The following is a 26,151-nucleotide window of genomic DNA, read 5'->3' as shown; positions in this document are numbered from 1 at the left end:
TAGTTATTAATAAGTAATAATAGATTGATGATCTGCTCCCACTGAAACTTCAGTGGGAGCATTTTTAACAATAAGTTTGCATAAAATTTAAAATAAGTACCTGTCTAGCGCAAAAGGTCGTTACTCCTGCGCTTTTCTAAAAAGGAGATGTAGAAATGGCTAGGGAAGATAGAGGTAATGTATGGTTAGGAGTAGCTGGAGTGGTAGTGAACCATCTTGGAGAATGGTTAGTTGTGATGAAGCGTTATGGTGGACTTCATGCAAAGTGGTCTTTTCCAGCAGGATTTGTGAGTCGTGATGAAACTATTGACCAAGCTATATTGAGAGAAGTAAAAGAAGAGACGGGTGTTGCGTGTACGCTCATCCAAATGATTGGTTTTCGCAGTGGCGTCATTGCAAATAAAATAAGTGATAATATGGCTATATTTTTACTTCAACCAGTAGAAGAAAATCCTATCCTTCAAGCTCAACTTTCGGAGTTATACGAAGTCGCATGGAAGCATCCAAGAGATCTAATAATAGATCCAACGTCATCAGCTATGATTCATGAATTAGCAACCCACACTCTTGAAAATGGATTTGATACAATAGATGGTATTAATCCTGGAGATGTCTTTGGATATACTAGTTTTAAAGTATTTATAACTAAAACAAGATAGGGTAACAAAAATGCAAATAAATTTTATGTTTTTTATTTACAATAAATTTTATCTGTGTTATATTATCGGAATATTCAAAACAAACATTTAATAGGAGGGGTATATATGGTTAGACTTAGCAAAGAAAGTAATTCAGTTCATTGTCCATATTGCAAAGGAGAAGGCTATTTTCAATTAAGATTAGGAGGTTCAGAAACTTGTAATTGTTGTAAGGGTTCTGGAAAAAATAAATAGGTTATGACAAATACGTGAAAACAAATAAGTGCATTGAATACTAGCCTCCGATAAGGTAAACTATTTAGAGGATACTACGGAGGTAATATATTATGGATTTTATGGTTGTTCAAATGATCCTTTCAGTGCTAATATTTTTTGTCATGTTTTTTGGAATTGCCTTTTTATTAAATATGTTATTAAGAATGACTTGGTTTATGGCTATTTTATACCCAGTAGTGGTAGTGCTCATTATTGATGAAGTTGGTTTCTTTGATTATTTTACAGAATCAGGAACTGCTTTCTCTGCTTTAGGAGACAAAATTATTTCTCTTCATGCCGCAGATATTATTATTCTAGTAAGTGGTTTAGCTGGCTCAATAGTTGCGGGAATAGTTATTAAATTCTTACGTAAAAATGGATATCAAATGTTTTAATAAAAAAGGACGACTCCCTAGAGTCGTCCTTTTTTGGATGTATAATATATGACGTTGGTGAAATAAAATCCTGATCCACGCTGATTTTCGTTACGAGCGGACGCTTTCCGTGGGGCGTGCGGTGAGCCTCCTCGTCGCGAAAACCGCGCTCCTGTGGGGTCTCACCTGTCACGCTAATCCCACTGGAGTCGCCACTCGTAACGAAAATCAGCAAAGAGAATAGAGGAAAGATAAGTTCAAATAGTTATAGAAAACAAGTGAGACTCCCAGTAGAAGAAATGTTAGCGTACGATCCAGTATTAAAAGCTATGTCTGATAAACAAAGCAAACAATAACAATTAAGCTCAAAAGCATCATAATCCTACTTTTAAGCATTTCGCCGGATCAGGCAATTTATATAACTTTAACGTGCAATTTTAGTTGCTTGGAGTGCAAAATAGTGACTCCCGACGGAAAAGCACGAGCTAAAGAGCGGACGAGTAGGCATGAAGCCATGCCCGCGGAACAACGGGATACTTGAAAAACTACATAAAAAAGACTGTCGCAAAAAATCAGTTTTCCTGACTTTCTGGACAGTCCCCTGACAAATAAATTATAGCCGACTAAATCCTTCACCAACGTCATTTGACAAAGAACCTTTTTTATTAAATCGCAGTATATGTAATGAGGGAAATGATAATTCCTGTGAGAGCTCCCATAAAAACTTCTAGTGGTTTATGACCTAATAATGTTTTTAATTCTTCAAGTTTTTCTTCATTTTTCAAATGTGCCCAATCTTTCGTTTGAGTTAAAAAGTTTTGAAAGTCTGTACGCATTTGATTAATCATAATGGCTTGCTGTCCAGCTTGAAAACGTACACCTGTTGCATCAAACATTACAATAACAGCAAAAACGGTCGCTACAGCAAAGAGTGGAGAATCTAATCCTGTTTCAAAAGCAATTGCAGTACAAAGGGATGTAACAGCAGCAGAGTGAGAGCTAGGCATTCCGCCTGTAGAAGTAAAAAGTTTCCAGTCTACTTTTCTTATCATTAAAAAATGAATAGGTATTTTCACAAATTGTGCAAAGAAAATAGAAAATAGTGCAACTAACAGTGGAGTGTTTTGGAGAATTGCCAGATGAGACACCGCCTTTCTTCAAAATACAATGAGTGGTTTTAGTATAACATATACATAACTTCTGAAATAGTAACTCATGGTTACAATTCGAAAAAAGCTTGCACTTCCTATATAATAAAAATAGATCCGAATTTTATAGGAGGAATATTAATGATTATTAGTACAAATGAAGTAATATTTAATGAAATTCAATCTGAAACATTAGTCGTAGCAATTTCTAAACATGCAGAAAATACAACTAAATGGAATGAATTCTCTGCTTATTTTGGTGAAAACATACTAGAATGGGTTAAGAATGGAGATATTTCTTCTAAGCTTAAAAAATTAGTAAACATTCCAATGATAGATAAAGGTGCAGTTAAGCGGATCCTTTTTGTTGGATTAGGAGATCGTAAGGGATTAACACAAGAAATAATTCGTGAAGTTTTTGGACTAGTTGGGAAAGAATTATTAGTTAGAGAACCTGAATCATTAGCAATCTGGGTTCCATCTTTCACAACAGATACAATAGCGGATACTGACGTAGCTTATTTAGCGGCAGAAGGCCTTGGTATGGGTTCTTTCGTTTATGATGGTTATAAAACAACATCTAATACTCCGGACTACTATTTACCAACAGTGGAACTTTTAACAGATGACGATGCAGAAGAAATTATATCTTATTTTGAATTAGGAATTATATATGCAGATGCTGTGAATGAAGCAAGAATCTTAGTAAATACTCCAGGAAATGTTCTTACGTCAACTCAATTAGGGGAATATGCGAGAGAACTTGGTGATACTTACGGATTTGAAACAGAGATTTTAGGTAAAAAAGAAATAGAAGAACTTGGAATGGGTGCACTACTTGCTGTAAACCAAGGGTCTGTTGAAGAACCACGTTTAATCGTTTTAAAATACCAAGCAACAGATGAGTGGGAAGATGTTGTTGCACTAGTAGGTAAAGGTATAACATTTGATACTGGTGGCTATTCCATCAAAACTAAAACTGGAATTGTTGGAATGAAGGGTGACATGGGTGGAGCTGCAGCAGTGTTAGGTGCGATGCAAATCATCGGTGAGCTTCGTCCAAATCACAACGTCATTGCTGTCATTGCTTCTACTGATAACATGATATCTGGAAACGCATTTAAACCAGATGATGTGATTACCTCTATGAGTGGTAAAACAATTGAAATATTAAATACGGATGCTGAAGGGCGCTTAGTTCTTGCAGACGCTGTTACATATGCGAAACAGCAAGGAGCTAATTATATTGTAGATGTAGCAACATTAACAGGTGGTGTTATTACTGCACTTGGATACGATAAAACAGGGGCACTTACAAATAATGAAGAGTTTTTCGAAACATTTATGGAATCTTCTCTTGAAACAGGAGAATTTGTTTGGAGATTGCCTTTAACTGAAAATGATAAAAAACGCATTCGTAAAAGTGATGTAGCAGATCTTAATAACTCACCAGGTGGCGATGGGCACATGATTTTTGGTGGTGGATTTGTTGGAGAATTTGTCGAGAATACACCTTGGATTCATTTAGATATCGCTGGTACTTCGGATACGAAGTCAGCGCATGATTTAGGTCCTAAAGGTGGAACTGGTGTAATGGTACGTACACTTGCAACGTTAATTGAAAGAATGTCAGAAGAAGAGTAGGGAAAACGCATAACCTCAATTTCTCCAGTGGCATACACTGAGGTGAAAGGAGGAACAGCATGGTAAGAATTCAGCGTGGTGGTTTTGGGGGTTATAGAAATCCTGGTTTTGGTGGTTTTAGAGGCCCCTTTATTGGAAGTTTTGGAGGGCCATTCTTAGGTGGGTTATTCGGGAGTTTAATAGGTTCTTCGTTAGGAGGTTACGGAGGGTATAGACAACCGTATTATCCCTATCCATATCCTTACTATCCATTTCAACCATATCCGTATCAACCGTATTATGGTGGGTATTATTAATAAAACAAAAGCTTTTGCAACTTGCTATTTCAGCGGTTGCAAAAGCTTTTTTTATTTTAGATTTTCTCTTTTTTTCTTTACAACTTCTGCTAGATCATCTCGAACAGTTTTGTCCCAAAGTTTTACTCCGGATAGGTAAGCAGCTCTACCCATCATATGTCCACCTACAGGACCAGTTATAAATAGAAAAGCAATACCTAGTAGAATGCGTGAATTAAACGTTCCTTCTATTAACCAAAAGTGAAAAAATACTCCGAGTAAAATACTCATGACACCCAATGTTGCGCTTTTAGATGCTGCATGTGCTCTCGAATAAGCGTCAGGTAAACGTATTAATCCGATAGCAGTTACAAGAATGAAGATAGTTCCAAATGAGATAGTAGCGATGATTAAGATATTAGCTATTACGGTCACGTTGAATGATTACTCCCTTCTCCGTGAATTTAGAAAAAGCAACAGTTCCAATGAATGAAAGAATCGCTAGAAGCAAAATAACTTCCAAGAAGAACTCGGTATCAAATAGGATGGAAATGAGTCCGATCAATGTAATTAATCCGACCCCAATGGCATCGAGTGCAATCACTCTGTCAGGGGTAGTCGGACCTATTACTAGACGATACAAAAATCCAAGGAGGGAAATACTAACTAAAACAACGATTACCCATAAAAATGTCGTCATGATCTGCTCACCTCCAATATTGCTTTTTCAAACGTATCTTGAATCGACTTAACCGCATCATCTATATCCTCAAAATCGATTGAGTGGATATACAAGGTTTTATTATCGTCCGAAATATCAATTACGATGGTTCCAGGCGTTAATGTAATTAGACTAGATAATAATGTAATTTCCCAATCTTTTTCTAACACAGTAGGCATAGCGAATATAGCTGGTCGAATAGGCATTTCTGGTTTAATGATTAGTTTTAATACGGAAATATTAGATAAAGTAAGTTCTTTTAAGAACAACAAGACTAATTTAATAATAGCCCATACTTTCTCCATGTAAAATCTTGTGCTAAATGACTTGCGAAGAAAAAATAACATGAACAAGCCTAATAAATAACCAACAATAAATGTTGTAGGCTTAAATGAAATGGATAAAAACATCCAAGTAACCGCGATAATTAAATTTACTAATATTTGAAAAGCCATTATTTCACCCCTTCAAATACAGCGTCAGTATATACGCTAGGATCAAGTAATACAGATGTAGCATCTGTCATAAATGGAACTAAAAACTCAGAACCTACTCCGTATAGCACAGTGATTGCAACAAGCGTTACTGTAGGAGCCATTAAATGTCGATACAATTTTGGACTAATATCATGTGACCCTTTTTCTTCACCCCAGAAAGCATAGATGAATATTCGTATTGCAGAGAGTAAAACGACTAAGCTCGAAGCTAAGATGAATATACTTTGCCACAAATACTCTCCTTCCAGTCCACCTTGTACGATTAAGAGTTTACCTACAAATCCGCTGAGTGGAGGAATTCCTGCAAGTCCGAATGCAGCGATTAAATAGCTCCATCCAAGTATGGGATAGTGCTTGATCAATCCACCCATTTTTCGTAAATTAGATGTACCTGTAATTTTAATAATGATTCCTATTAATAAGAACAGTGCACCTTTTATTAAAATATCATGAATTAAATAAAAGACAGAGCCCATCAGACCACTTTCGTTCATAGTAGAAACACCAAACAAAATAACACCTACTGCAATGACGATGTTATAAATAATGATTTGTTTTAAGTCAAAGTATGCAAGGGCACCAATACAACCGGCAATAATAGTAATGATGGATATAATCATTAATAGCTCATGTGTATAACCGACATCCGTTGTAAAGAACAGTGTATACGTACGGATAATTGCATATACGCCAACTTTTGTTAATAATGCACCGAAAAGCGCGAGAACGGGTACTGGTGGAGCTGCGTATGAACCTGGTAACCAAAAGAATAATGGAAAGATTCCTCCCTTGATACCAAATACAATAAGGAATAACACCGCAATGACCGTTACAATTCCTGTTTGTCCAATATCAGCAAGCTTAATTGAAATGTCAGCCATATTCAACGTTCCAACAACTGAATATAGATAACCAACTGTTATAACAAACAAGGAAGAAGAAATAACATTTACTAATATGTATTTGATTGACTCTCTTAATTGAACTTTTTCGCCTCCTAATACAATGAGTACATATGAAGACATGAGTAAAACTTCGAAGAATACAAACATATTGAAAATATCACCTGTCGTAAAAGCACCGTTCACACCAGTTAACATGAATAGAATAGCTGGGTAATAGAAAGCCTTTTCCCGTTCTTCTCCAATTGAAGAAAAGCTATACCAAACAACAAATAGTGAGATAAGAATGGATGACGTTACTAATAATACAGACAGCATATCAGAAACCATCGTGATCCCAAATGGAGGAGCCCAACTACCTAAAGTGAGGGCTTGTACACCATCTGTTTTGACTTTCACTAAAAGTATAATTGCAGACACTAGCGCTAAAAGTAACCCAGTGATAGCAGTAATTCGTTGTGCTTTTACTTTTTTCGGGAAAAACAATGAGATAGCTGCAAAAAGGAACGGGATGAGGACTGGAAATAATAATAAGTTAATCATTGTCTTCAGTTCCTTTCATTAATTCCATGTTGTCAGTACCAATTTCTTTATATGTACGATAAGCAAGTACTAAAGAAAATGCAGTTACACCAAAACTAATAACAATGGCAGTTAATATTAATGCTTGTGGAATTGGATCTGCATAGTCTGTCACACCATCTTTTAGAACGGGAGCAGCTTTCCCATTTAACCCACCCATAGTTAAGAGAAGTAAATGTGTGCCATGACTTAATAGACCAGTACCGATAATTATTCGAAGTAAACTTCGGGAAAGTATTAAGTAAACTGCAGCCATAAATAGAAAGCCGATCAATATGGACATTAATATTTCCATTATTCATCTCCTCCTATCATTTGAATAATAGTCATCGTCACACCAACTACAACCAAGTAAACTCCAGTGTCGAAGAACATTGCTGTATGAATAGATGTTTCCCCAAGTAAAGGAATATAAAAATAATCATATACATGTGTGAAGAAAGGGACATTAAAGAAAATAGATCCAGCAGCTGTTGCTAGTGAGATTAGTAATCCAATGGCTGTGAGTATTGTATAGTTGATTGGGAGCATTTCTTGAACAGTTTTCAAGTCGAATGCTAGTAGCAATAAGACAATTGCGCTAGACATTAATAGTCCACCAACAAATCCTCCACCTGGTGTGTAGTGCCCTGCAAAAAAGATATGAATAGAGAATAGAAAAATAATGAAAAAGACTACTTTTGTTGTCGTTTGAATAATTAAATCATTTGTTTTCAATTTTTCTATCTCCTTTCTTTTTTGCAAGACGAACTGTAATCATTCCAATGATTCCAAGTGAAGCGATAGTCAATACACTTATCTCAAACAATGTATCAAAACCACGATAATCTACTAAAATAACATTTACAATATTTCCTCCACCAGCTTCCGAGTAAACTGTATCTTTATAATACTGAGAGATGGAAGGCACGAGTTTTTGAGAGTGGGAAGAGATAGCGATTAGCGTAACCATGACACCAACTCCAAGAGCAATGATGAAGTTTCCTAAACGGAATCCTCTGTCTTCTTTCCCTTTCTCGTGCTTATTCAATTTCGGTAAATAATAAAATGCTCCTAAAAACAGTGCGACAGAAACAGTTTCGATGACTAGCTGTGTCAATGCAAGGTCAGGTGCTTTAAAAATGATGAAGAATAGAGCAACTGTATAGCCTACTGCACCAAGTGCTATAATCGCTGTTAATCTAGACTTAGTAAATAATATGGTAAGTGTTCCAACAACTAAGATAATCGATATTAATATTTCGAAAAAGCGAATAGGTGCTAAATTATCGAAGCTAATAACAAATGCATCTTTGATCCATAAAGTACTTGCAAGCAACATGATAATCGCTGCAAACATATACAGTAAATAGGATCGAATGGAACCTGTCATGTATAAGGAAGAAATACGATTTGTTCCATGATCAGCAAAATTCATTAATCCATCATACATTTTGTTTAATGACAGTTTAGATGGAATAGCTTGATAAATTGCTGTCCATTTTGGAAGCAATTTATATAATACGAAACCAACTAAGAAGATTCCTAACGTCATGTATAAAGCTATAGAATCAAATCCATGCCAAGCTTTAATCGTAAAGCCAACATCAGCAGGTACAGCATAAGTTAATGGTTGAATAGCTACTACTGCTGGTTTTACAAAAGTATTTCCTAGGAAATTTGGAACAAAGAATATAACGATAACAAGTGTAGCCAAAATTCCTGGTGATACTAGCATTCCTAATGGAGCTTCATGTGCTTTCTTAGGTAATTGTTCAGGTTTATACTTTCCACGGAACGTATGGAACACAAAGTACAAGCTATATACAAATGTAAATACACTTGCAACCCATGCAATGATTGGTATTAAAATGCCCCAAGTGTCCATTGCATACAAGTTAAAATGTTGTAGAGAAAGAGTAGCATCTAAGAACATTTCTTTACTTAAAAATCCATTAAAGAGAGGGACGCCTGCCATCGATAAGCTTCCGATAAGCGCTATTGTAAAACTTACAGGCATCAAGCTCATAAGGCCACCTAGTTTACGAATATCCCTTGTACCAGTTTCGTGGTCGACGATGCCTGCTATCATGAACAAACTACCTTTAAACGTCGCATGATTGATCAGATGAAAGATAGCGGCAAATGTTGCAAATGTATAAGTAGTAACTAAATCACCACTAACGTGATATGCAATAGAGCCAATTCCTAGTAAAGACATGATTAAACCTAGCTGACTTACCGTTGAAAAAGCTAAAATGGCTTTTAAATCGGTTTGTTTTACTGCGAAGAAAGAACCCCATAATAAGGTGACGATCCCCACACCTGTAACTAGCCAAACCCAAACTTCAGAAACTGCAAAGATAGGGGTAAATCTAGCAACCAAGTAAAGGCCAGCTTTCACCATCGTTGCAGAGTGAAGATATGCACTGACAGGAGTTGGTGCCTCCATTGCATCAGGTAACCAAATATAAAACGGAAACTGTGCGGATTTTGTGAAAGCTCCAAGTAATACTAAAACAAGCGCCCAAACAAAAAGATCATGAGTAGCGAGTGTAGTAGTTTGTGCAATCAGTTCCCGAATCGAAAATGTATCCCCTAATATTCCAAGGATTAAGAATCCACCGAGCATCATAAGGCCACCAAATACGGTAATCATCATGGACTTTAATGCACCAAATCGGGATCCATCTCTCGTATACCAATATCCAATTAATAGAAACGAAGATATGGATGTTAGTTCCCAAAAGAAATAAAGGCTTATTAAATGATCAGATTGTACAACGCCAAGCATGGCAGTCATAAAGATCAATAAGTACACATAAAAGTTGCCTAGCTTTTCCTTCTTTTTATCGAGATAAAAAATAGAATACAGGACAACGAGTGAGCCAATTCCAGTTATTAATAATGAAAATAGTAAACTTAAACCATCTATGTATGAGATAAATGAAATTCCTAGTGATGGAATCCAAGGCAACTCGTCTATGTATGTCGAACCACTCATAATGGAAGGAAGATAAGTTGCATAGAAACTAACAAGAGCTACAGGAACAATTAATACAAACCATCCTGTATGAATTTTAGGTACCCTTTTAAAGAGAAATGGAATAAGCAATGCAATAAGGATGGGTGTGAATATTGCGAAAATTAAGGACAAAGGAATCCTCCTTTCAAAACTTTTATTTAAATGCACTCCAATAATTATAACGTAAATAATGTCACAATGCATTCATAATAACTAGCTACTTGCAGAACATTCTAGTATTTCGATATGATACATAGTAGATAAATTAAAGGTAAGAGGAGAACAAATGAAAAACCCATATGTCTTTGGAAATTTCCCATTTTAGAATTGGAAATTTTGTTATTAATCGTATTTTCATTAGTATATCTCATGCTTTTTGCTGCATTAAAATTAATAGCGGAAACAATTCATGAACTAGGCATGTTGTTTTTCTCCAAGGGTTTAGAAGAGAAGACGGTAGCACAAGCACCTGGTGGGTATGTCATCAGGAGCAGCTATTTCAGCGATAGGCTTTCAATCGATCCAATTATTGCTAGTTTGCCATTTTTATAAAAGCAAAAAGAAGCTACAGAAATTAGTAGCTTCTTTCATTGGTCAGATTATTTGGTGTTAAGCTTGTCGTTTCAAATACTGGTGCATAAACAAGTAATGGTTTAAAAGCAAATTGTGCTATTTTTAAGTAGACATTTTGGCATGTAATTCCTCTTCGTTGAGAACATCCTCAAAGTCTTGCATTGGCTTTTTACGTGCGTAATATATAATGGCAAATGCCAATAGAAATAATCCACCTGTAACGAAAAATACAGAGGAAATCCCAATATAGCCACTGATAAATCCACCAAACATAGGTCCTATAATATTCCCTAAAAAGCGGAAACTTGTATTGTAACCCATTAACTCACCTTGTACATCTATTGGAGCTTCTCTTCTTATAAGGGCTGTCGTAATTGGAATTAGTCCACCGGTTGCGATTCCAAATAAGAAACGAAGAATAACCAATTGCCATAATTCTGTTACGAATGCTTGAGGAACGGTGAAAACAAACGCTATGATGAGTAACACGGCTAGTATTTTTTCATACCCGATAGAATCCCCAAGTTTTCCCCAAGTTCGTGCAAACATTAAACTCCCAACCCCAGTTGCACTGAATGTAATCCCTGCAAGTAGAGCAACTTCTTTTGAATCCGTTAATTGAGAGACATATAAAGACAAGAGTGGTTGAATACTAAATATTCCTATTTGAATGAGCGATGTAATCATTAACACATTTAAGATTAAACGGTGATGGAAAATTCCAGAGATAACCGTTTTTCTAGAGTATTCATGATCTCCTATTTGTTTCTCTCTTTTAATCTCATGTATCCCAAATAAAACGATACAAGCTGCAAGAGATACTGCTACTGCTGTAATGATGAATGTATATTGAAACCCAAATGTATCTGCCATTAGTCCACCAATAATAGGTCCGAAAAGAGTACCAGAAACACTTCCCATTTGAAGAGTTGCCATCGTTTTACCTGCAATATTTCTCGGTGTTTGAGAACTTATAAACGCAAGTGACGTTGGTATAAATCCTGTAACTATCCCCATGAATAGGCGAAGTACAAAGAAGGATTCTACTGAATTTACAAAACCCATTAAAAATACACTGATCGCAATTCCAAATCCATTAATGATTAAAATAGGCTTGTACCCGTATTTATCAGCGATTCTTCCCCATATTGGAGACATTAGAAAAGCTGTAACAAAGGTAGCTCCGAATATTAACCCAGACCATTTTTGAACATACGCATCTGTAAATTCACCCATCGTATTAATGTATAAAGATAAAAAGGGCATAATCATGGTCATCGTACTGGACACAAGAAAAGTTGAAACCCACATAATCGTAAAATTTCGTTTTTGTACGCTCATCAACATCCCTTCTTTCTAGTTTGTTGCGCACATTATGCATAATCTCTATTATAGGACATTTTGTATTGCTTATAAAGTTTAAGAGTTTGTCACTGAAAAAGACAATTCAATATGTTAAACTTGTCTTTAATTAGTTAAACTTATAAAATTGTTTTATTGTATAAAATAAATACAGTACAAATCACCTGAAATATACATGAATAGATTCAAATAAAACAACAGAGGAGATACACTAATGTACCCACAATTATCAACAGAAGTAGCTTCAAACGAAGCATTAATAGTCATGCATACATCTATGGGGGACCTAAAGATTAAGTTATTCCCTGAACTTGCTCCTAAAACGGTAGAAAACTTTTTAACACATGCAGAAAATAATTATTATGACGGTATTATTTTCCATCGTGTCATTCAAGATTTTATGATCCAGGGTGGAGATCCAACTGGAACTGGTATGGGTGGAGAAAGTATTTACGGAGAAGAATTTGAAGATGAATTTTCGATGAATTTGTTTAACCTTTATGGAGCTCTTTCTATGGCAAATGCAGGACCCAATACGAATGGAAGTCAATTTTTTATTGTTCAAGCATCAGAAGCACCAGCTACTGTAGAACAATTTACAACAGGTGGATGGCCACAAGAAATCGCAGAGGCATACGTAAAAACGGGTGGAACACCACATTTAGATCAGAAGCATACAGTATTTGGACAAGTAATTGAAGGGTTGGATATCGTTACTCAAATTGCTACTGTAGAAAAAGGTGCAAATGACAAACCATTAAAAGACATTACAATTGATTCAATCGAAGTTTTACAAAAGTAAATAAGGAAGTGTATATATGTTAACTTTTTTACAATTAGGGTTTTTATATTTCCCGGATGATAAAACAGAATATATCCCAGTAGTTATTGAATTAATTGTTTTTATAATAATTTGTCTACTAGTATTTAAATGGATTAAAAGTAAATCTGCAAAAGATGCTTTAAAAACAAAAGAAATAGAAGATAGAATAATGAAAGCAAGAAGAGAAGAAATGGAAAAACAGTCAACTCAGAATTGAGTTGACTGTTTTTTCTTGAAGAATAAGAATTTAATCACAGGATGGATGATTTTTCTAAATCGCTCGAGACACAAAAAAATCCAACCAAACTAACTTTGCTATCTTGTTTTAGAATCAAATACTCTGAGAGTTTGTGGCTAAAACAAGCCTTCCAAAAAAAATCTTCCAAACCTCAAAAATGGCCAAAACTGACATACGACATATTTTAAAATAAGTACAAAAACAGGAGGAAAGTCTCTTTTGGCACTTATTTTCGGATAAGTCGTATCTCCATTTTGCTCTATTTTATAAATCATGATGAATAAAATAGAGTAAAAAATTAAACGTGTAGAAATGAGATTGGTGAAATAAAATCCTGATCCGCGCTGATTTTCGTTACGAGCGGACGCTTTCCGTGGGGCGTGCGGTGAGCCTCCTCGTCGCTTCGCTCCTGCGGGGTCTCACCTGTCACGCTAATCCCACTGGAGTCGCCGCTCGTAACGAAAATCAGCAAAGAGAATATTGGAAGCATAAGCTCAAATAGAAACCAAGATTTAAAAAACTACATAAAAAGACTGCCTCAAAAAATCAGTTTTCTGACTTTCTGGACAGTCCCGCGACAACTACATAAATCAATTATAGCCGACTAAAATTCTTCCCCAACGGTATTTGCTGCCTTACGCAGTAATAGGCGCTTGCGCTTTTCTCAAGGAATAAGAAAGTATAAGAATTTCACATACTTGGAACACAGTTTGTATAATTTCTTCTAGTCGCTTAAGCCATTTCTTTTTTTGTAATTGTGTAACTAATGACTGTCCGCCGCTCTCCAAAAATAATCGGAATCATTATGTGAAAGCTTTGGTTAAGAAGAGAGGAGCCGCATGCTTACCTAAAGAGGACGCCAAAGATGCAATTTTGGCTTTCATGTCACGCCTTACTTAGATGAATGCTTCTCCATTTTTTTGAACCATTTCTAAACAGAATCTTATTTTCTTCTAGTAACTTATGTAGACAAGGAACTCTTCTATAAAAATAAGGAAGTATTATTTTATAGAAAAGCGGATGGCGCCTGAAATTGCATCTTCAGGCGCACTTTACTATGTAGAAAAGTATCTCTTCTTTTATTACCCAAAGCATTTGCCCTTTTCTCTTAGATGTTTTAGGGGAGCGACGGACAAACGACGGTAATAGGATGACCGAAAAAAGTAGATGAGCTACGTGACGCAGTCACGTAGCTCATCTACCTCTTACTCGTTTATCCTATTACCATAAGTTTCGTCCAGAGCGAACCGAAAACGTCCATTTAGAAAAGGGCGCTTTCGCTTTTCTCAGGTAAGTGATTTGATAAATCGTGCTATGCCATCTTCTAGTAATGAAGGTGGGCAAGCTACATTTATACGTAAGAATCCATTTCCAGCTTCTCCGTACTTAGTTCCAGGATCTAAAGCTACTTTTCCTTTCGTTAATAATAAGTGCATAATTTCTTTTTCAGAAAGACCTGTCCCTCTATAATCTATCCACATTAAATACGTCGCATCAGGTTTACTAACTTTAATACCTGCTACATTGGACAACTGTTCGATAACATAATCCATATTGGAAGACAGTGTTACTAATAGTTCTTCTAACCAAGGAGCTCCTTTTTCATACGCAGCTTGTAATGCTACTAGAGAGAATATATTTAAGCCCATTTCTCCACGTTTCATTGCTCGGTCATTTAATACTTTTCGTTTTTCACTATCAGAAACGATCATGACTGCGGCTTGAATACCAGCAATGTTAAATGTTTTAGTCGGTGCAAAGAAAGTTATTATGTTTGCAGGGTCTTCTGCAACAGATAGAAGGGAGATATGTGTGTTTGGCTTGAAAATGAGATCTGAGTGAATTTCATCTGAAAAGACTAAAACATTATTAGCCTGACATAAAGCCGCTATTTTTGTCAGGTCTTCTTTACTCCATACTTTTCCAGCTGGATTATGTGGATTACAAAGAATAAATGCTTTCACATTTTGTTGTAAACTTTTTTCAAACTCCTCGAAATCAATTTCAAATGAATTTTCGTTTTCAATCAAAAGACATGTTTCAACCACTCGTCCCAATTTGTGAGGAATGGATGTCAAAGGGGGATAGATTGGTGTAAAGGTTAGAATAGTATCTCCTTCATCTGTAAAAGCATCAATTACCTCAGTTAGCGCTGGAATTACACCATGGCGTAATAATACTGATTCTTTTTCAATTGCTAACTGATGTCTATCATTTAGCCAGTTCATTATTACTTGATATACTTCCTCTGATGGAAAACTATAGCCAAAGATGGGATGTTCCATTCTTTTTTGAATTGATTCTAAAATAACTGGGGCTATTGCAAAATCCATGTCTGCCACCCACATTGGGAGTATATCTGTTGCATCATCTAAAGAATAGACTTGTTTTAACATGTCCCATTTGGCAGATTGTGTATTTTCTCTATTAAAGTTTGTTGTAAAATCAAACATATATAATTACCTCTTTTCTTTTATTATTATTATGTTATTATAACCCTAACTAAAAAAAGTAGTAAGGTGAATGTAAATGGACTCAATTGAGATGAATAGAAAAGCGGTATGGACACTTCAAAAGTGGGATCCTTTCAGTGTAGGTGTGGATAGTTACGATGCAGAAGTTGCAGATGTTGTAGCAAATTTACAGAGTATCGATCATCCATCTGAATTGGCAAAACGAATTCAATCAATTTATGAACATTCGTTTGAACAGTGGATTCCTCTCGAAAAGTGCATGGACATTTCTTATAAATTAATTGCCTTAAAATATGAAATGAAATGCATTCTTTAAGTAATATAAAAAACAGTTTTCGGTTTTTACTCCGAAAACTGTTTTTTATTTCTTATGCATTTTCAATTCCGTCTAATAAATTAGATGCTGGGACTTCTAAAGCATTCGATAATGTGAGTATTGTTTGGACAGAAGGTTTTTCTGCACCAGATTCATAAGCTTCAAGTTTTGCTGTACCAATTCTTGTTTTTAAGGAAAGTGTTTCTAAAGAAATGTTTCTTTCTTCTCTTAATTGACGCAACTGTTCGTGTATTTCTTTTTTCATCATTATAGCCACCCCTTGTTAAAATAGAAGTCTTAATTATTTCTATTATAACACAATTCTTATTATTACTAATTAGAAGATTGACAATAAATGCACAATTTTCACATTAATACTTTGATGATACCTTGTAAAAATACAATAATAATGGCAATAGGGGCTGCATACCGGACGATAATACGCCACGAATTCAATAAAAACTTGTTTAAATTCAGTTCATTTGTAAGTTCTGATTTGGAGAATTTATATCCAGCAAATATGGAGATAAATAAGGCACCTAATGGTAATCCAATGCTGCTAGTTAAGAAATCAGCTAAATCAAAAATGGACATTCCCATTATTTGGACATTCGACAGTACTCCAAAAGATAAAGCACTCGGAATACCTAGTAAAAATATTAAAGAACCATATACCCATGCAGCTCTTCTTCTTCTATCATATTTCGATTTAATCCCAATTGATACAACAATTTCTAACATACTGATGGAAGAAGTCAATGTAGCGAAAAGCAGTAAAACAAAGAATAATATTAAGAAAAATTGACCGAATATAATTTGTTCAAAAACAGCAGGTAATATAATAAATGCAAGTCCCGGTCCTGCATCTGGAGAAAAACCTAATGCAAAGACAGCAGGGAATATAACGAGACCCGACATGATAGAAATCCCTATATTAAGAAGCGAAACACTAAGAGCAGAGGATCCTAGCTTCGTATCTTTTGGTAAATAAGATGCATACGTAATCATTCCAGAAACACCTACGCTTAAGGAGAAAAATGCTTGCCCTAGAGCTAGTAATGCAGTTTCCCAAGTGAAATAGGACCAATCTGGAACGAAAAGAAATTTAACTCCTTCCATAGCTCCCGGAAGCGTCATAGAACGAACTGCTAGTATAAGAAAGAATATGAGCAAAAGTGGCATCATCCACTTACTTGCCTTTTCAATCCCACCCTTGATTCCACCCTGTACGATCCAAATTGTCAAAAAGATGAAAACTGCTTGACCAGCCAACACTTCAAATGGATTTGAAATAACGGAATTAAATAGGTCTTCGTAAAAAGTTTCACTATTTCCACTTACACTAAATGTGATGGATCTAACTAAATAAGATAAAATCCATCCACCAATGACACTGTAAAAAGACAGTATAATAAATGAAAAGATAAATCCTGACCAACCGATTAGATACCAAGGTTTTCCAGGTGCAAGCTTCTTAAAGCTAGAGACAGCATCCGCTTGACCCTTTCTGCCAATGATAAATTCAGCAAGTAAAATTGGTAGTCCAATAAGCAATGTACTCAATATAAACAGTAATACGAACACACTCCCACCGTTCGTTCCAGCCATATATGGGAACTTCCAAATAGCACCTAAGCCGATAGCACTTCCAGCTGCTGCTAGTATAAATCCAATTTTAGATCCAAAATGATCTCGTTTTGTCATTGTATTTCCTCCTTCGATAGAACTGTACTATTGTACACGAGGTTGTAAAGAAAATGTATAGATAAATTGTGAAAAAAACTGAAAGATAGATTTGTGAAGTTATTCCTCTTTTTATAATAGTTTAAACCTCGCTAAGATCAGATGGCAAGAGTATGATTTTTTTGTATAATCCTACTAAATAATATTAGAAAAAGATTTTATATAGCCGTACCAAATCATTGCAAATATATTCCTCGCGTGAGCGGAGTAGGTCTTTGCTAGTTATCTCGCTGCACTATGCTATAATTTATCTTGACTAAAACGTATATAAATAGAAAGTAGGAACGGTTCATATGACCAATACTTATAAGGTAGGAGATGTTGTATCGGGTATAGTGACGGGCATTCAACCATATGGTGCATTTGTTAGCTTGGATGAGACTACACAAGGACTTGTACACATTTCAGAAATTACGTATGGCTACGTAAAAGAAGTTAGTGAATTTTTAACAGTAGCGCAAGCAGTAAAAGTGAAAGTATTAGAAGTGGATATGGATGCAGGTAAAATCAGTCTATCCATACGTGAACTGCAAGAAAAGCCTCTAATGCCAAAAAAAGAAGATAGACCGCGTAAATCGCTTCAAGCTCGTGTAGACGAGAATGACGAAGAAGGATTTAACACATTGAAAGAAAAGCTAGCAGATTGGATTAAACAATCAATTGAGTAATTGAAAAAACGGACGCCTTTAATTTCTAAAGGCGTCCGTTTTTCATTATAAGTTTCTTCTACAATTAATAAAACAGGCATACGCATAAGTGTAGACTTTTCTGTGCATTCTATTGTTTGCTTTATTTTAGTTTCCCCTGATTGAATGCAGGGTATGTAACATTCTAAAGGAGGGATTTAATGTTGTCGTATAAACATGAACCGTTCACAGACTTTTCAAAAGAAGAAAATAAAAAAGCGATGGCTGATGGATATAAAGTTGTTGAAGCGTACCTTGGTGATGAATTCCCATTAATCGTTGGTGGAGAAAGAATTACTACTGAAGGAAAAATTGTTTCTTATAACCCTGCAAATAAAGAACAAGTTGTAGGGATCGTTTCAAAAGCTACACAAGAAATTTCAGCAAAAGCATTAGAAATTGCAGATGAAGCATTTAAAACATGGAAAAAGGTAAAACCTGAAGTACGTGCTGATGTTCTTTTCAAAGCAGCGGCTATCATACGTCGCCGTAAATTTGAATTTTCTGCTTTATTATCAAAAGAAGCAGGTAAAACTTGGATTGAGGCTGATGTAGAAGTAGCAGAAGGAATTGATTTCTTAGAATATTATGGACGCGAAATGCTACGTTTAAAAGATGGTGCTCCAGTGCAGAGCCGTCCAGGTGAATATAATCGTTATAATTATATTCCGCTTGGTGTTGCCATTGCTATTTCACCATGGAACTTCCCATTTGCAATTATGGCAGGTATTACGGTTGCTGCAATGGTAGCTGGGAATACCGTGTTATTAAAACCAGCTTCTACAACTCCAATTATATCTTATAAATTTGTTGAAGTATTAGAAGAAGCAGGTATGCCAGCGGGTGTTGTTAACTTCATCCCAGGTTCTGGCGCTGAAATAGGTGACTTCCTAGTTGAACATCCACGTACTCGTCTCATTACTTTCACTGGTTCTCGTGATGTGGGTCTAGGGATTGTTGAAAAATCTTCTAAAATATCACCAGGTCAGATCTGGATCAAACGCACAATCCTTGAAATGGGAGGGAAAGATACAATCGTTGTAGATAAAGGAGCAGATATAGAGTTAGCTGCTCAATCTATCGTGAAATCTGCATTTGGTTTCAGTGGTCAAAAATGTTCCGCATGTTCACGTGCTGTAATCGTAGCAGACGTATACGAACAAGTAGTTAATCGTGTAGAAGAATTAACAAAAGCTTTGACGGTAGGTGCCCCAGATAACGATGAACACTTCGTTGGCCCAGTGATCGGTGGTGCTGCATATAAAAAAATTATGGAATATGTTGAAATTGGTAAAGGTGAAGGTCGTCTAGTTATAGGTGGTACTGGTGATGATTCAAAAGGTTACTTCATCCAACCAACTGTATTTGCTGACTTATCTCCAACTTCTCGTATTATGCAAGAAGAAATATTTGGTCCGGTTTTAGGTATGTCTAAAGCAAAAGACTTCGATGAAGCAATTGAAATTGCAAATAATACAGAGTATGGATTAACTGGAGCAGTAATTACAAATAACCGTATGAACTTAGAAAAAGCTCGTGATGATTTCCATGTTGGTAACCTTTACTTCAATCGTGGATGTACTGGTGCTATTGTTGGATATCAACCATTTGGCGGATTTAATATGTCAGGTACAGATTCAAAAGCTGGCGGACCAGATTATATCCAGCTTCATTTACAAGCAAAAACTACATCTGAAATGCTTTAATATAATTAAAACTGGGGAGCTTTAGTCTATGACCATTTCAAAACAAGTAATTGAACAAACTGTTAAATTTGGTGCAAATAACTATAACCCACTTCCAATAGTAATTTCTGAAGCACAAGGAGTTTGGGTAAAAGATCCAGAAGGAAATAAATTCATGGATATGCTTTCTGCTTATTCTGCAGTTAATCAAGGGCATCGCCATCCGAAAATTATTCAAGCATTAAAAGATCAAGCAGATCGTGTTACTTTAACTTCTCGTGCATTTCATAGTGATCAATTAGGGCCGTGGTTCGAAAAAGTAAGTAAACTAACAGGTAAAGAAATGGTATTGCCAATGAATACCGGTGCTGAAGCTGTTGAGACTGCTATTAAAACGGTTCGAAGATGGGCATATGATGTGAAGGGTGTGAGAGAAAATCAAGCGGTAATTATTGTGTGTGAGGGCAACTTCCATGGTCGTACAATGGGTGCTGTATCATTATCATCTGATTTTGAATATAAACGTGGGTTTGGACCGTTCCTTCCAGGGATTAAAATTATTCCTTACGGAGATCTAGAAGCGCTGAAAGCTGCAATTACACCAAATACTGCAGCTTTCATGATCGAACCAATTCAAGGAGAAGCTGGAGTTATCATTCCTCCTGCAGGTTTTATGAAAGCGGCTTTTGAATTATGTCGTGAAAATAATGTTCTATTTGTTGCAGATGAAATACAAGCAGGACTTTGTCGTACTGGTAAAATGTTTGCCTGTGAATGGGAAAGTGTAATTCCTGATATGTATATTCTTGGTAAGGCACTTGGTGGCGGAGTATTCCCTATCTCATGCGTAGTTGCAAACCGTGATATCTTAGGAGTATTTAATCCAGGTTCTCATGGCTCCACATTTGGTGGTAATCCAATGGCATGTGCTGTTTCGATCGCTGCTCTTGAAGTATTAGAAGCCGAGAAGTTAGCAGATCGATCTCTAGAATTAGGTGAATATTTCTTAAACGCTTTAAAAGGAATTCAACATTTATCTATTAAAGAAGTACGTGGCCGTGGGCTATTTATCGGTATGGAATTAACAGAAGAAGCTCGTCCTTTCTGTGAAGCTTTAAAAGAATTAGGATTATTATGTAAAGAAACTCATAGCACGGTTATCCGATTTGCTCCACCACTCATTATTTCAAAAGAAGAATTGGACTGGGCGATTGAAAGAATTAAAAAAGTATTCACAAAATAACATTTAATAGTTAAGTTTTAACCAATATATGTTACAATTGTTTCGAGAAATTAATATAAATTAAAGAGGCGGAATAATCAATGGCTGATAATTTAAACCTATTTACATCAACTCAAGCAGTTATTAAAGAGGCTTTGAAAAAATTGGGTTATGATGATGCGATGTATGAACTATTAAAAGAACCAATTAGAATGCTGGAAGTTCGTATTCCTGTAAAAATGGACGATAATACAATTAAAGTATTCACTGGTTATCGTGCGCAACATAACGATGCGGTTGGTCCTACTAAGGGAGGAATTCGTTTCCATCCTGCAGTTACGGTAGAAGAAATGAAAGCACTATCTATGTGGATGACTTTAAAAGCTGGAATTGTTAACCTTCCATATGGTGGGGCTAAGGGTGGAGTAGTTTGTGACCCACGTGAAATGTCTATGGGAGAAATTGAACGCTTAAGTCGTGGGTATGTTAGAGCAATTGGTCAAATCGTTGGACCGACAAAAGATATTCCTGCTCCAGACGTATTCACGAATGCGCAAATTATGGCTTGGATGATGGATGAATATAGTCGTATGGATCAATTAAACTCTCCGGGATTTATTACTGGTAAACCAATTGCATTAGGTGGTTCTCAAGGTCGTGACCGAGCAACTGCACAAGGTGTTACAATCATCATTAATGAAGCTGCTAAAAAACGTGGCATTGATATGACAGGTGCTCGTGTAGTTATTCAAGGCTTTGGTAATGCAGGAAGCTTCTTAGCTAAATTCCTTAGTGATCAAGGTGCAAAAGTTATTGCCATTTCAGATGCTTATGGTGCATTACATGATCCGAACGGGTTAGATATCGATTATTTATTAGACCGTCGCGATAGTTTCGGTACAGTAACAACATTATTTGAAAACACTATATCAAACGAAGAATTATTAGAATTAGACTGTGATATTTTAGTTCCAGCAGCAATAGAGAACCAAATTACTGCTGATAATGCACATAATATTAGAGCGAAAATTGTTGTAGAAGCTGCAAATGGTCCAACAACAACTGAAGCTACAAGAATACTTTATGAAAGAGGTATTCTATTAGTGCCCGACGTATTAGCGAGTGCTGGAGGCGTAACTGTTTCTTACTTTGAGTGGGTACAAAATAATCAAGGTTATTACTGGTCAGAAGAAGAAGTGAATGACAAACTTATTATTAAAATGGTTGAAGCTTTTGAAAATATTTATAATGTAGCTACAACACGTAATATTGATATGCGTTTAGCTGCATATATGGTTGGTGTACGTCGAACTGCCGAAGCTTCGCGTTTCCGTGGGTGGGTATAACAATTACTAAACCGCTTGTATTGTACAAGCGGTTTTATTTATTTTATACTCTATGAAAGAGGAGGTCCAAAACATGAATGCATTTTCATTTTATAATCCAGTTAAATTAATATTTGGTAAAGATCAATTAGCAAAATTAACAAATGAACTTTCTCCATACGGGAAAAAAGTATTAGTCGTGTATGGCGGAGGGAGTATTAAAAGAAATGGACTATATGATCAAGTAATGGCGAATCTGAAAGAAGCTAATATGGAAGTATTTGAATTATCCGGCGTAGAACCGAATCCGAGATTATCTACAGCTATAAAAGGAGCAGAACTTTGTAAAAAAGAAGGAATCGATGTTGTCCTAGCTGTTGGTGGAGGATCTGTTATTGATTGTACGAAACTAATCGTAGCTGCTGCCAAATATGATGGAGATGCGTGGGATTTAGTTACACGTAAAGCTATTCCTACAGAAGCACTTCCTTTTGGGACAGTGTTAACACTAGCTGCCACTGGTTCAGAAATGAATTCTGGTTCTGTTATTACAAATGAAGAAACACTTGAAAAATATGGTTGGGGAAGTCCACATGTATTTCCTAAGTTCTCCATTTTAGACCCAGTTAATACGTTTACAGTACCATTGGATCAAACAGTTTATGGGATTGTTGATATGATGTCTCACATGTTCGAACAATACTATAATAATGCGACGAATACACCTGTTCAAGATGAAATGATTGAAGGAGTTTTGCGAGCGGTTATAGATGCGGGTCCAAAACTTGTGAAAGATTTAGAAAACTATGAACTACGTGAAACTGTCTTATTTGCAGGAACACTAGGCTTAAATGGTTTCTTACAAATGGGTTATAACGGAGATTGGGCAAGTCACAATATCGAACATGCCATTTCTGCGGTATATGATATTCCACACGGTGGAGGACTTGCAATTGTGTTCCCTAGGTGGATGCGCCATAATGTGAAAGTAAATCCAGCGCGTTTTGCAAAAATGGCAACAAATGTATTTGGAGTTAATACTGAAGGTAAATCTGTGGAAGAAGTTGCCTATGAAGGAATTGATAAGTTAGCAGCATTCTGGGCTTCATTAGAAGCACCAATCAAACTAGCTGATTATAATATCGATGATTCGAAAATAGACCTTATGGTTGAAAAAGCAATGGTCTACGGCCCATATGGTAACTTTAATAAGTTAAATGCAGAAGATACAAAACAAATATTAACAGCTTGTCTATAAGCAAAGAAAAACACATGACTGAAATCAGTCATGTGTTTTTAATATTGTTCTAGGGTCTTTATGGTGAGTCCATTCTCGAACGCCATCATCTTCATCAAAAGCAATAATTACATCTGTTACACCCTGTTGACTCATGATTAGATCTTTTAATACATCATGGATATCGTCAACTTTAGCAAAAGAAAGGGAAGGATCTATTTCGGCAACTAACTTCACATGTAAAAACTCACCTTCTTTTACTACTTCTAATTCTTGGATATCTTTAACATGAGGATTTTCTGAAACTATATGCGCAATATGGTTAAGCATTTGCTCATCTGTTTCACCAAGAGCTCCACGTGCATTATCTAAGAATACTTTTCCCACTACATAGAACATCATTAATCCAATCATAATAGAAGCAATACCTTCTGCTTGTAAAAATCCTGTAAAATGAGAAATCAAAACAGCTACAAATGCTAGAATACCACCAGATGTTGCAACTAAGTCTTCCATAAATACTAATTTGGTTGCAGGTTTTGCTTGATTTAAATGAGTAAAACTAGTTGTAAGTGGTGAAAGTAATGTGCCTTTGACGCCTGCTTCATGTAAAACTTCTTTTCCAGCTTTATAAAGCACAGAGAATTCCAAGATGATACTAATTGCTAATACAGTAAGAGTTATTGCTACTCCAGTAGATGCAGCTGGATGTTGTATGTGATGCCAGCCTTCTAAAATAGTCTCATAAGAAAGAATACCAACAATAATTACTGCTCCTAGACAAACTAAATTGACTAAACGTCCGAACCCATTAGGAAACTTAGGGGTGGGAGCTTTTTTGGATAATGCCGAACCAATATAAACAAAAAATTGGTTAGCTGCATCTCCAATTGAGTGCATCATTTCTGCGAACATTGCAACATTGCCAGTTAAAAAGAATGCTCCGGCCTTTAAAATTGCAATAATAGTATTAACAATAGCTGCAGTTAAGGAAGGTTTATTGCCATCCTTTAGTAGTTTTAAAAAGTTTGTCATAAAAAATCTCCTTTATTAAATAGATTCAACTTCTACACGCTCGATAAAATCTAATTGTTTCAACGTGTTATAAAATTCTACTGGGGTTTCATTTGTAAGTATAGATAAACGCATTTCCATCTCATGTTTTGCGTAATCATTTTCTAAAATTATATCTCTAATTAGGATTCCTTCTATATAAGCACCATTTTTCTCTAGATATTCATAAACTTTAGTAATACTTACGGTATCCTGGACGAGAACCTTAAGGAACAGCTCTTTGGATCTTAACCGTTTTGGCCCGAACTTAGTCATTAAGGGTGGGATAGCTTCTATACCAATCAACACAATAGCTACTGTTAGTGAAGCTTCTTTGTAGAAACCTGCACCCACTGCAATTCCAATCCCACCGGCCCCCCAAATCATTGCAGCTGTAGTAAGGCCAGTAATGCTATCGTTTCCTTTATGCAATATAACACCAACACCTAAGAAACCTATTCCGCTAACAATTTGTGCTGCTAAACGAAGTGGATCCATTGTTATGTTAATTCCGTTATGTGGATTTGTGTTATAAGCAGACTCAATGGAGATATACGTCAATAGACAACTAAATGTAGCGATGACAATACTCGTTTTTAGCCCAATCGGTTTCTTCTTTAGTTCCCTCTCAATACCTATTATTAAACTTAATAATGCAGCAAAACATAATTTAAAGATGATTTCATTGTTTTCTAAATAAGTTTGAAGCCAATCTATCATGAATTTTCCTCATCTCTTTATTAGGTATGTATTATAAAGTGGTTAGATATACAATACCTTTTATTATTTGTTGATGAAACACTTTATTAGATATGTATTATAAAATTCAGTAGAATAAGCCTAGAAAGTAGAGGAATAAAGAGAATTGTGAAGGTAGAGGAGCTTCATTAGTAAAGTATATATAACTTGTTATTAAAGGAAGAGAATTAAAATTACGATTTTTTGTAAATTAGTGTTGATTTTCATTTGTATTTTGTATATACTAATACTTGTCCTCAAGAGAGATAGGGAAATGTTTTGAAAAAGAAATATAAAAAACATTTGACATAAACTCTAATAGGAGTTATGATAATAAAGTCGTCAAAACGACGCAACAAAATGAACATTGAAAACTGAACATGCAAAACGTTAAGAAATACAGCTTATTGACTAATTTCGGTTAGCTCGATAGCAAAACATTTTTGACATCATTTAATGATGATGCCAGCAAAACAAAATGAGCTTTTAAACTAGTTCTAATTTGTTGAGTTTTATACTCAACTATTATGGAGAGTTTGATCCTGGCTCAGGACGAACGCTGGCGGCATGCCTAATACATGCAAGTCGAGCGAATGATGAAGAAGCTTGCTTCTT

At 35.7% G+C, this 26,151-nt stretch carries 28 protein-coding genes and 1 rRNA gene; 15 read left to right on the top strand and 14 right to left on the bottom strand.

All coding sequences use genetic code 11. The features are described 5' to 3' along the window. The first annotated feature begins 155 nt into the window (after positions 1-155). From C7437_RS09430 to C7437_RS09425, 3 genes are all read left to right on the top strand, one after another. Positions 156-659: an NUDIX domain-containing protein gene (locus C7437_RS09430; protein WP_111439443.1), complete on the top strand. Its 504-nt coding sequence runs from the start codon at positions 156-158 to the stop codon at positions 657-659. A 105-nt stretch (positions 660-764) separates the two neighbouring features. Further along, positions 765-893 carry a YuiA family protein gene (locus tag C7437_RS16960; protein WP_170122353.1) on the top strand — a complete coding sequence of 43 codons (129 nt, stop codon included), beginning with the start codon at positions 765-767 and terminating at the stop codon, positions 891-893. A 92-nt stretch (positions 894-985) separates the two neighbouring features. Then, entirely contained in the window at positions 986-1,309 is a 324-nt protein-coding gene (locus C7437_RS09425) for a YuiB family protein (protein WP_111439442.1), read from the top strand. Positions 1,310-1,953: 644 nt separating this feature from the next. On the opposite strand, the gene C7437_RS09420 is transcribed toward C7437_RS09425, so the two are convergent. Continuing rightward, a complete protein-coding gene (locus C7437_RS09420; protein WP_111439631.1) occupies positions 1,954-2,427 on the bottom strand; it encodes a divergent PAP2 family protein in 474 nt (157 codons plus the stop codon). A 150-nt stretch (positions 2,428-2,577) separates the two neighbouring features. On the opposite strand from C7437_RS09420, the gene C7437_RS09415 reads away from it, so the two are divergent. Next, positions 2,578-4,080 (top strand): leucyl aminopeptidase, encoded by a 1,503-nt coding sequence (locus C7437_RS09415; RefSeq protein WP_111439441.1) that lies wholly within the window; start codon positions 2,578-2,580, stop codon positions 4,078-4,080. 59 nt (positions 4,081-4,139) lie between these two features. Beyond that, positions 4,140-4,376 (top strand): hypothetical protein, encoded by a 237-nt coding sequence (locus C7437_RS09410; protein ID WP_111439440.1) that lies wholly within the window; start codon positions 4,140-4,142, stop codon positions 4,374-4,376. 51 nt (positions 4,377-4,427) lie between these two features. Here C7437_RS09410 and mnhG read toward each other — a convergent pair whose 3' ends face one another. From mnhG to C7437_RS09375, 7 genes are read right to left on the bottom strand one after another with little or no spacing between them, the layout of a single operon-like run. Next, positions 4,428-4,790 carry a monovalent cation/H(+) antiporter subunit G gene (gene mnhG / locus C7437_RS09405; RefSeq protein ID WP_111439439.1) on the bottom strand — a complete coding sequence of 121 codons (363 nt, stop codon included), beginning with the start codon at positions 4,788-4,790 and terminating at the stop codon, positions 4,428-4,430. Further along, on the bottom strand, positions 4,774-5,055 hold the full coding sequence (locus C7437_RS09400) for a Na(+)/H(+) antiporter subunit F1 (protein ID WP_111439438.1): 282 nt from the start codon (positions 5,053-5,055) through the stop codon (positions 4,774-4,776). Before C7437_RS09400 ends, mnhG begins: the two co-directional genes overlap by 17 nt. After that, a complete protein-coding gene (locus tag C7437_RS09395; RefSeq protein ID WP_111439437.1) occupies positions 5,052-5,531 on the bottom strand; it encodes a Na+/H+ antiporter subunit E in 480 nt (159 codons plus the stop codon). The genes C7437_RS09400 and C7437_RS09395 overlap by 4 nt, the downstream gene beginning before the upstream one ends. Continuing rightward, positions 5,531-6,961, bottom strand: coding sequence for a Na+/H+ antiporter subunit D (locus C7437_RS09390; RefSeq protein WP_425450564.1), 1,431 nt, complete (start codon positions 6,959-6,961; stop codon positions 5,531-5,533). The genes C7437_RS09395 and C7437_RS09390 overlap by 1 nt, the downstream gene beginning before the upstream one ends. 49 nt (positions 6,962-7,010) lie before the next feature. Further along, positions 7,011-7,352 carry a Na(+)/H(+) antiporter subunit C gene (locus C7437_RS09385; protein WP_111439435.1) on the bottom strand — a complete coding sequence of 114 codons (342 nt, stop codon included), beginning with the start codon at positions 7,350-7,352 and terminating at the stop codon, positions 7,011-7,013. Continuing rightward, on the bottom strand, positions 7,352-7,774 hold the full coding sequence (locus C7437_RS09380; protein ID WP_111439434.1) for a Na(+)/H(+) antiporter subunit B: 423 nt from the start codon (positions 7,772-7,774) through the stop codon (positions 7,352-7,354). Before C7437_RS09380 ends, C7437_RS09385 begins: the two co-directional genes overlap by 1 nt. Then, on the bottom strand, positions 7,761-10,193 hold the full coding sequence (locus C7437_RS09375; protein WP_111439433.1) for a Na+/H+ antiporter subunit A: 2,433 nt from the start codon (positions 10,191-10,193) through the stop codon (positions 7,761-7,763). The genes C7437_RS09380 and C7437_RS09375 overlap by 14 nt, the downstream gene beginning before the upstream one ends. Positions 10,194-10,397: 204 nt before the next feature. Between C7437_RS09375 and C7437_RS17060 the strand changes: the two genes are divergently transcribed. Next, positions 10,398-10,613 carry a DUF5366 family protein gene (locus C7437_RS17060; protein ID WP_146249627.1) on the top strand — a complete coding sequence of 72 codons (216 nt, stop codon included), beginning with the start codon at positions 10,398-10,400 and terminating at the stop codon, positions 10,611-10,613. Between the two features lie 123 nt (positions 10,614-10,736). Here the strand turns inward: C7437_RS17060 and C7437_RS09365 are convergent, their stop codons facing one another. Then, the gene (locus C7437_RS09365) at positions 10,737-11,975 is read right to left on the bottom strand and encodes an MFS transporter (protein WP_111439431.1); all 1,239 of its coding nucleotides are present in this window, start codon (positions 11,973-11,975) and stop codon (positions 10,737-10,739) included. A 235-nt stretch (positions 11,976-12,210) separates the two neighbouring features. Here C7437_RS09365 and C7437_RS09360 point away from each other — a divergent pair, with 235 nt between their 5' ends. Both C7437_RS09360 and C7437_RS09355 read left to right on the top strand, forming a co-directional pair. Then, on the top strand, positions 12,211-12,798 hold the full coding sequence (locus tag C7437_RS09360) for a peptidylprolyl isomerase (protein ID WP_111439430.1): 588 nt from the start codon (positions 12,211-12,213) through the stop codon (positions 12,796-12,798). A gap of 16 nt (positions 12,799-12,814) precedes the next feature. Next, positions 12,815-13,036, top strand: coding sequence for a hypothetical protein (locus C7437_RS09355; RefSeq protein WP_111439429.1), 222 nt, complete (start codon positions 12,815-12,817; stop codon positions 13,034-13,036). 1,307 nt (positions 13,037-14,343) lie between these two features. Here C7437_RS09355 and C7437_RS09350 read toward each other — a convergent pair. Further along, positions 14,344-15,510: a MalY/PatB family protein gene (locus C7437_RS09350; protein ID WP_111439428.1), complete on the bottom strand. Its 1,167-nt coding sequence runs from the start codon at positions 15,508-15,510 to the stop codon at positions 14,344-14,346. 76 nt (positions 15,511-15,586) lie between these two features. On the opposite strand from C7437_RS09350, the gene C7437_RS09345 reads away from it, so the two are divergent. Further along, complete coding sequence (locus C7437_RS09345) at positions 15,587-15,847, top strand: DUF1871 family protein (protein ID WP_111439427.1); 261 nt, start codon at positions 15,587-15,589, stop codon at positions 15,845-15,847. Between the two features lie 52 nt (positions 15,848-15,899). On the opposite strand, the gene C7437_RS09340 is transcribed toward C7437_RS09345, so the two are convergent. Continuing rightward, on the bottom strand, positions 15,900-16,115 hold the full coding sequence (locus C7437_RS09340; RefSeq protein WP_425450563.1) for a helix-turn-helix domain-containing protein: 216 nt from the start codon (positions 16,113-16,115) through the stop codon (positions 15,900-15,902). A gap of 98 nt (positions 16,116-16,213) precedes the next feature. Next, positions 16,214-17,551, bottom strand: a complete 1,338-nt coding sequence (locus C7437_RS09335; protein ID WP_111439426.1) for a sodium-dependent transporter — start codon at positions 17,549-17,551, stop codon at positions 16,214-16,216. Positions 17,552-17,883: 332 nt separating this feature from the next. Here C7437_RS09335 and yugI point away from each other — a divergent pair, with 332 nt between their 5' ends. The 5 genes from yugI to C7437_RS09310 all read left to right on the top strand — a co-directional run bounded on the left by yugI (position 17,884) and on the right by C7437_RS09310 (position 23,766). Continuing rightward, entirely contained in the window at positions 17,884-18,258 is a 375-nt protein-coding gene (yugI, locus tag C7437_RS09330) for a S1 domain-containing post-transcriptional regulator GSP13 (protein ID WP_111439425.1), read from the top strand. Positions 18,259-18,437: 179 nt separating this feature from the next. Next, positions 18,438-19,982, top strand: coding sequence for an L-glutamate gamma-semialdehyde dehydrogenase (pruA, locus tag C7437_RS09325; protein ID WP_111439424.1), 1,545 nt, complete (start codon positions 18,438-18,440; stop codon positions 19,980-19,982). A 28-nt stretch (positions 19,983-20,010) separates the two neighbouring features. Continuing rightward, positions 20,011-21,204 (top strand): ornithine--oxo-acid transaminase, encoded by a 1,194-nt coding sequence (locus C7437_RS09320; RefSeq protein ID WP_111439423.1) that lies wholly within the window; start codon positions 20,011-20,013, stop codon positions 21,202-21,204. Between the two features lie 80 nt (positions 21,205-21,284). Further along, positions 21,285-22,529, top strand: a complete 1,245-nt coding sequence (locus tag C7437_RS09315) for a Glu/Leu/Phe/Val family dehydrogenase (protein ID WP_111439422.1) — start codon at positions 21,285-21,287, stop codon at positions 22,527-22,529. A 73-nt stretch (positions 22,530-22,602) separates the two neighbouring features. Continuing rightward, complete coding sequence (locus C7437_RS09310; protein WP_111439421.1) at positions 22,603-23,766, top strand: iron-containing alcohol dehydrogenase; 1,164 nt, start codon at positions 22,603-22,605, stop codon at positions 23,764-23,766. A 24-nt stretch (positions 23,767-23,790) separates the two neighbouring features. Here the strand turns inward: C7437_RS09310 and C7437_RS09305 are convergent, their stop codons facing one another. After that, complete coding sequence (locus C7437_RS09305; RefSeq protein WP_111439420.1) at positions 23,791-24,780, bottom strand: cation diffusion facilitator family transporter; 990 nt, start codon at positions 24,778-24,780, stop codon at positions 23,791-23,793. Between the two features lie 15 nt (positions 24,781-24,795). Beyond that, a complete protein-coding gene (locus C7437_RS09300; RefSeq protein WP_111439419.1) occupies positions 24,796-25,518 on the bottom strand; it encodes an MgtC/SapB family protein in 723 nt (240 codons plus the stop codon). Between the two features lie 542 nt (positions 25,519-26,060). Between C7437_RS09300 and C7437_RS09295 the strand changes: the two genes are divergently transcribed. Beyond that, a 16S ribosomal RNA gene (locus tag C7437_RS09295) occupies positions 26,061-26,151 on the top strand; the annotation flags it as partial.

The sequence above is a fragment of the Psychrobacillus insolitus genome (assembly GCF_003254155.1).
Classification (GTDB): domain Bacteria; phylum Bacillota; class Bacilli; order Bacillales_A; family Planococcaceae; genus Psychrobacillus; species Psychrobacillus insolitus.
Note: the sequence above shows the minus strand (reverse complement) of the source record. Positions and strands in the feature narration are given on the sequence as shown.

What these genes read in the sequence shown, in the direction of transcription:
- pruA (WP_111439424.1), top strand. Translation starts at nt 18,438, where the DNA reads ATGTTGTCGTATAAACATGAACCGTTCACAGACTTTTCAAAAGAAGAA.
- C7437_RS09410 (WP_111439440.1), top strand. Translation starts at nt 4,140, where the DNA reads ATGGTAAGAATTCAGCGTGGTGGTTTTGGGGGTTATAGAAATCCTGGT.
- C7437_RS09345 (WP_111439427.1), top strand. Translation starts at nt 15,587, where the DNA reads ATGGACTCAATTGAGATGAATAGAAAAGCGGTATGGACACTTCAAAAG.
- C7437_RS09365 (WP_111439431.1), bottom strand. Translation starts at nt 11,975, where the DNA reads ATGAGCGTACAAAAACGAAATTTTACGATTATGTGGGTTTCAACTTTT.
- C7437_RS09400 (WP_111439438.1), bottom strand. Translation starts at nt 5,055, where the DNA reads ATGACGACATTTTTATGGGTAATCGTTGTTTTAGTTAGTATTTCCCTC.
- C7437_RS09350 (WP_111439428.1), bottom strand. Translation starts at nt 15,510, where the DNA reads ATGTTTGATTTTACAACAAACTTTAATAGAGAAAATACACAATCTGCC.
- C7437_RS09310 (WP_111439421.1), top strand. Translation starts at nt 22,603, where the DNA reads ATGAATGCATTTTCATTTTATAATCCAGTTAAATTAATATTTGGTAAA.
- yugI (WP_111439425.1), top strand. Translation starts at nt 17,884, where the DNA reads ATGACCAATACTTATAAGGTAGGAGATGTTGTATCGGGTATAGTGACG.
- C7437_RS09385 (WP_111439435.1), bottom strand. Translation starts at nt 7,352, where the DNA reads ATGGAAATATTAATGTCCATATTGATCGGCTTTCTATTTATGGCTGCA.
- C7437_RS09415 (WP_111439441.1), top strand. Translation starts at nt 2,578, where the DNA reads ATGATTATTAGTACAAATGAAGTAATATTTAATGAAATTCAATCTGAA.
- C7437_RS09355 (WP_111439429.1), top strand. Translation starts at nt 12,815, where the DNA reads ATGTTAACTTTTTTACAATTAGGGTTTTTATATTTCCCGGATGATAAA.
- C7437_RS09315 (WP_111439422.1), top strand. Translation starts at nt 21,285, where the DNA reads ATGGCTGATAATTTAAACCTATTTACATCAACTCAAGCAGTTATTAAA.
- C7437_RS09425 (WP_111439442.1), top strand. Translation starts at nt 986, where the DNA reads ATGGATTTTATGGTTGTTCAAATGATCCTTTCAGTGCTAATATTTTTT.
- C7437_RS09300 (WP_111439419.1), bottom strand. Translation starts at nt 25,518, where the DNA reads ATGATAGATTGGCTTCAAACTTATTTAGAAAACAATGAAATCATCTTT.
- C7437_RS09430 (WP_111439443.1), top strand. Translation starts at nt 156, where the DNA reads ATGGCTAGGGAAGATAGAGGTAATGTATGGTTAGGAGTAGCTGGAGTG.
- C7437_RS16960 (WP_170122353.1), top strand. Translation starts at nt 765, where the DNA reads ATGGTTAGACTTAGCAAAGAAAGTAATTCAGTTCATTGTCCATATTGC.
- C7437_RS09360 (WP_111439430.1), top strand. Translation starts at nt 12,211, where the DNA reads ATGTACCCACAATTATCAACAGAAGTAGCTTCAAACGAAGCATTAATA.
- C7437_RS09395 (WP_111439437.1), bottom strand. Translation starts at nt 5,531, where the DNA reads ATGGCTTTTCAAATATTAGTAAATTTAATTATCGCGGTTACTTGGATG.
- C7437_RS09305 (WP_111439420.1), bottom strand. Translation starts at nt 24,780, where the DNA reads ATGACAAACTTTTTAAAACTACTAAAGGATGGCAATAAACCTTCCTTA.
- C7437_RS09340 (WP_425450563.1), bottom strand. Translation starts at nt 16,115, where the DNA reads ATGATGAAAAAAGAAATACACGAACAGTTGCGTCAATTAAGAGAAGAA.
- C7437_RS09335 (WP_111439426.1), bottom strand. Translation starts at nt 17,551, where the DNA reads ATGACAAAACGAGATCATTTTGGATCTAAAATTGGATTTATACTAGCA.
- C7437_RS09320 (WP_111439423.1), top strand. Translation starts at nt 20,011, where the DNA reads ATGACCATTTCAAAACAAGTAATTGAACAAACTGTTAAATTTGGTGCA.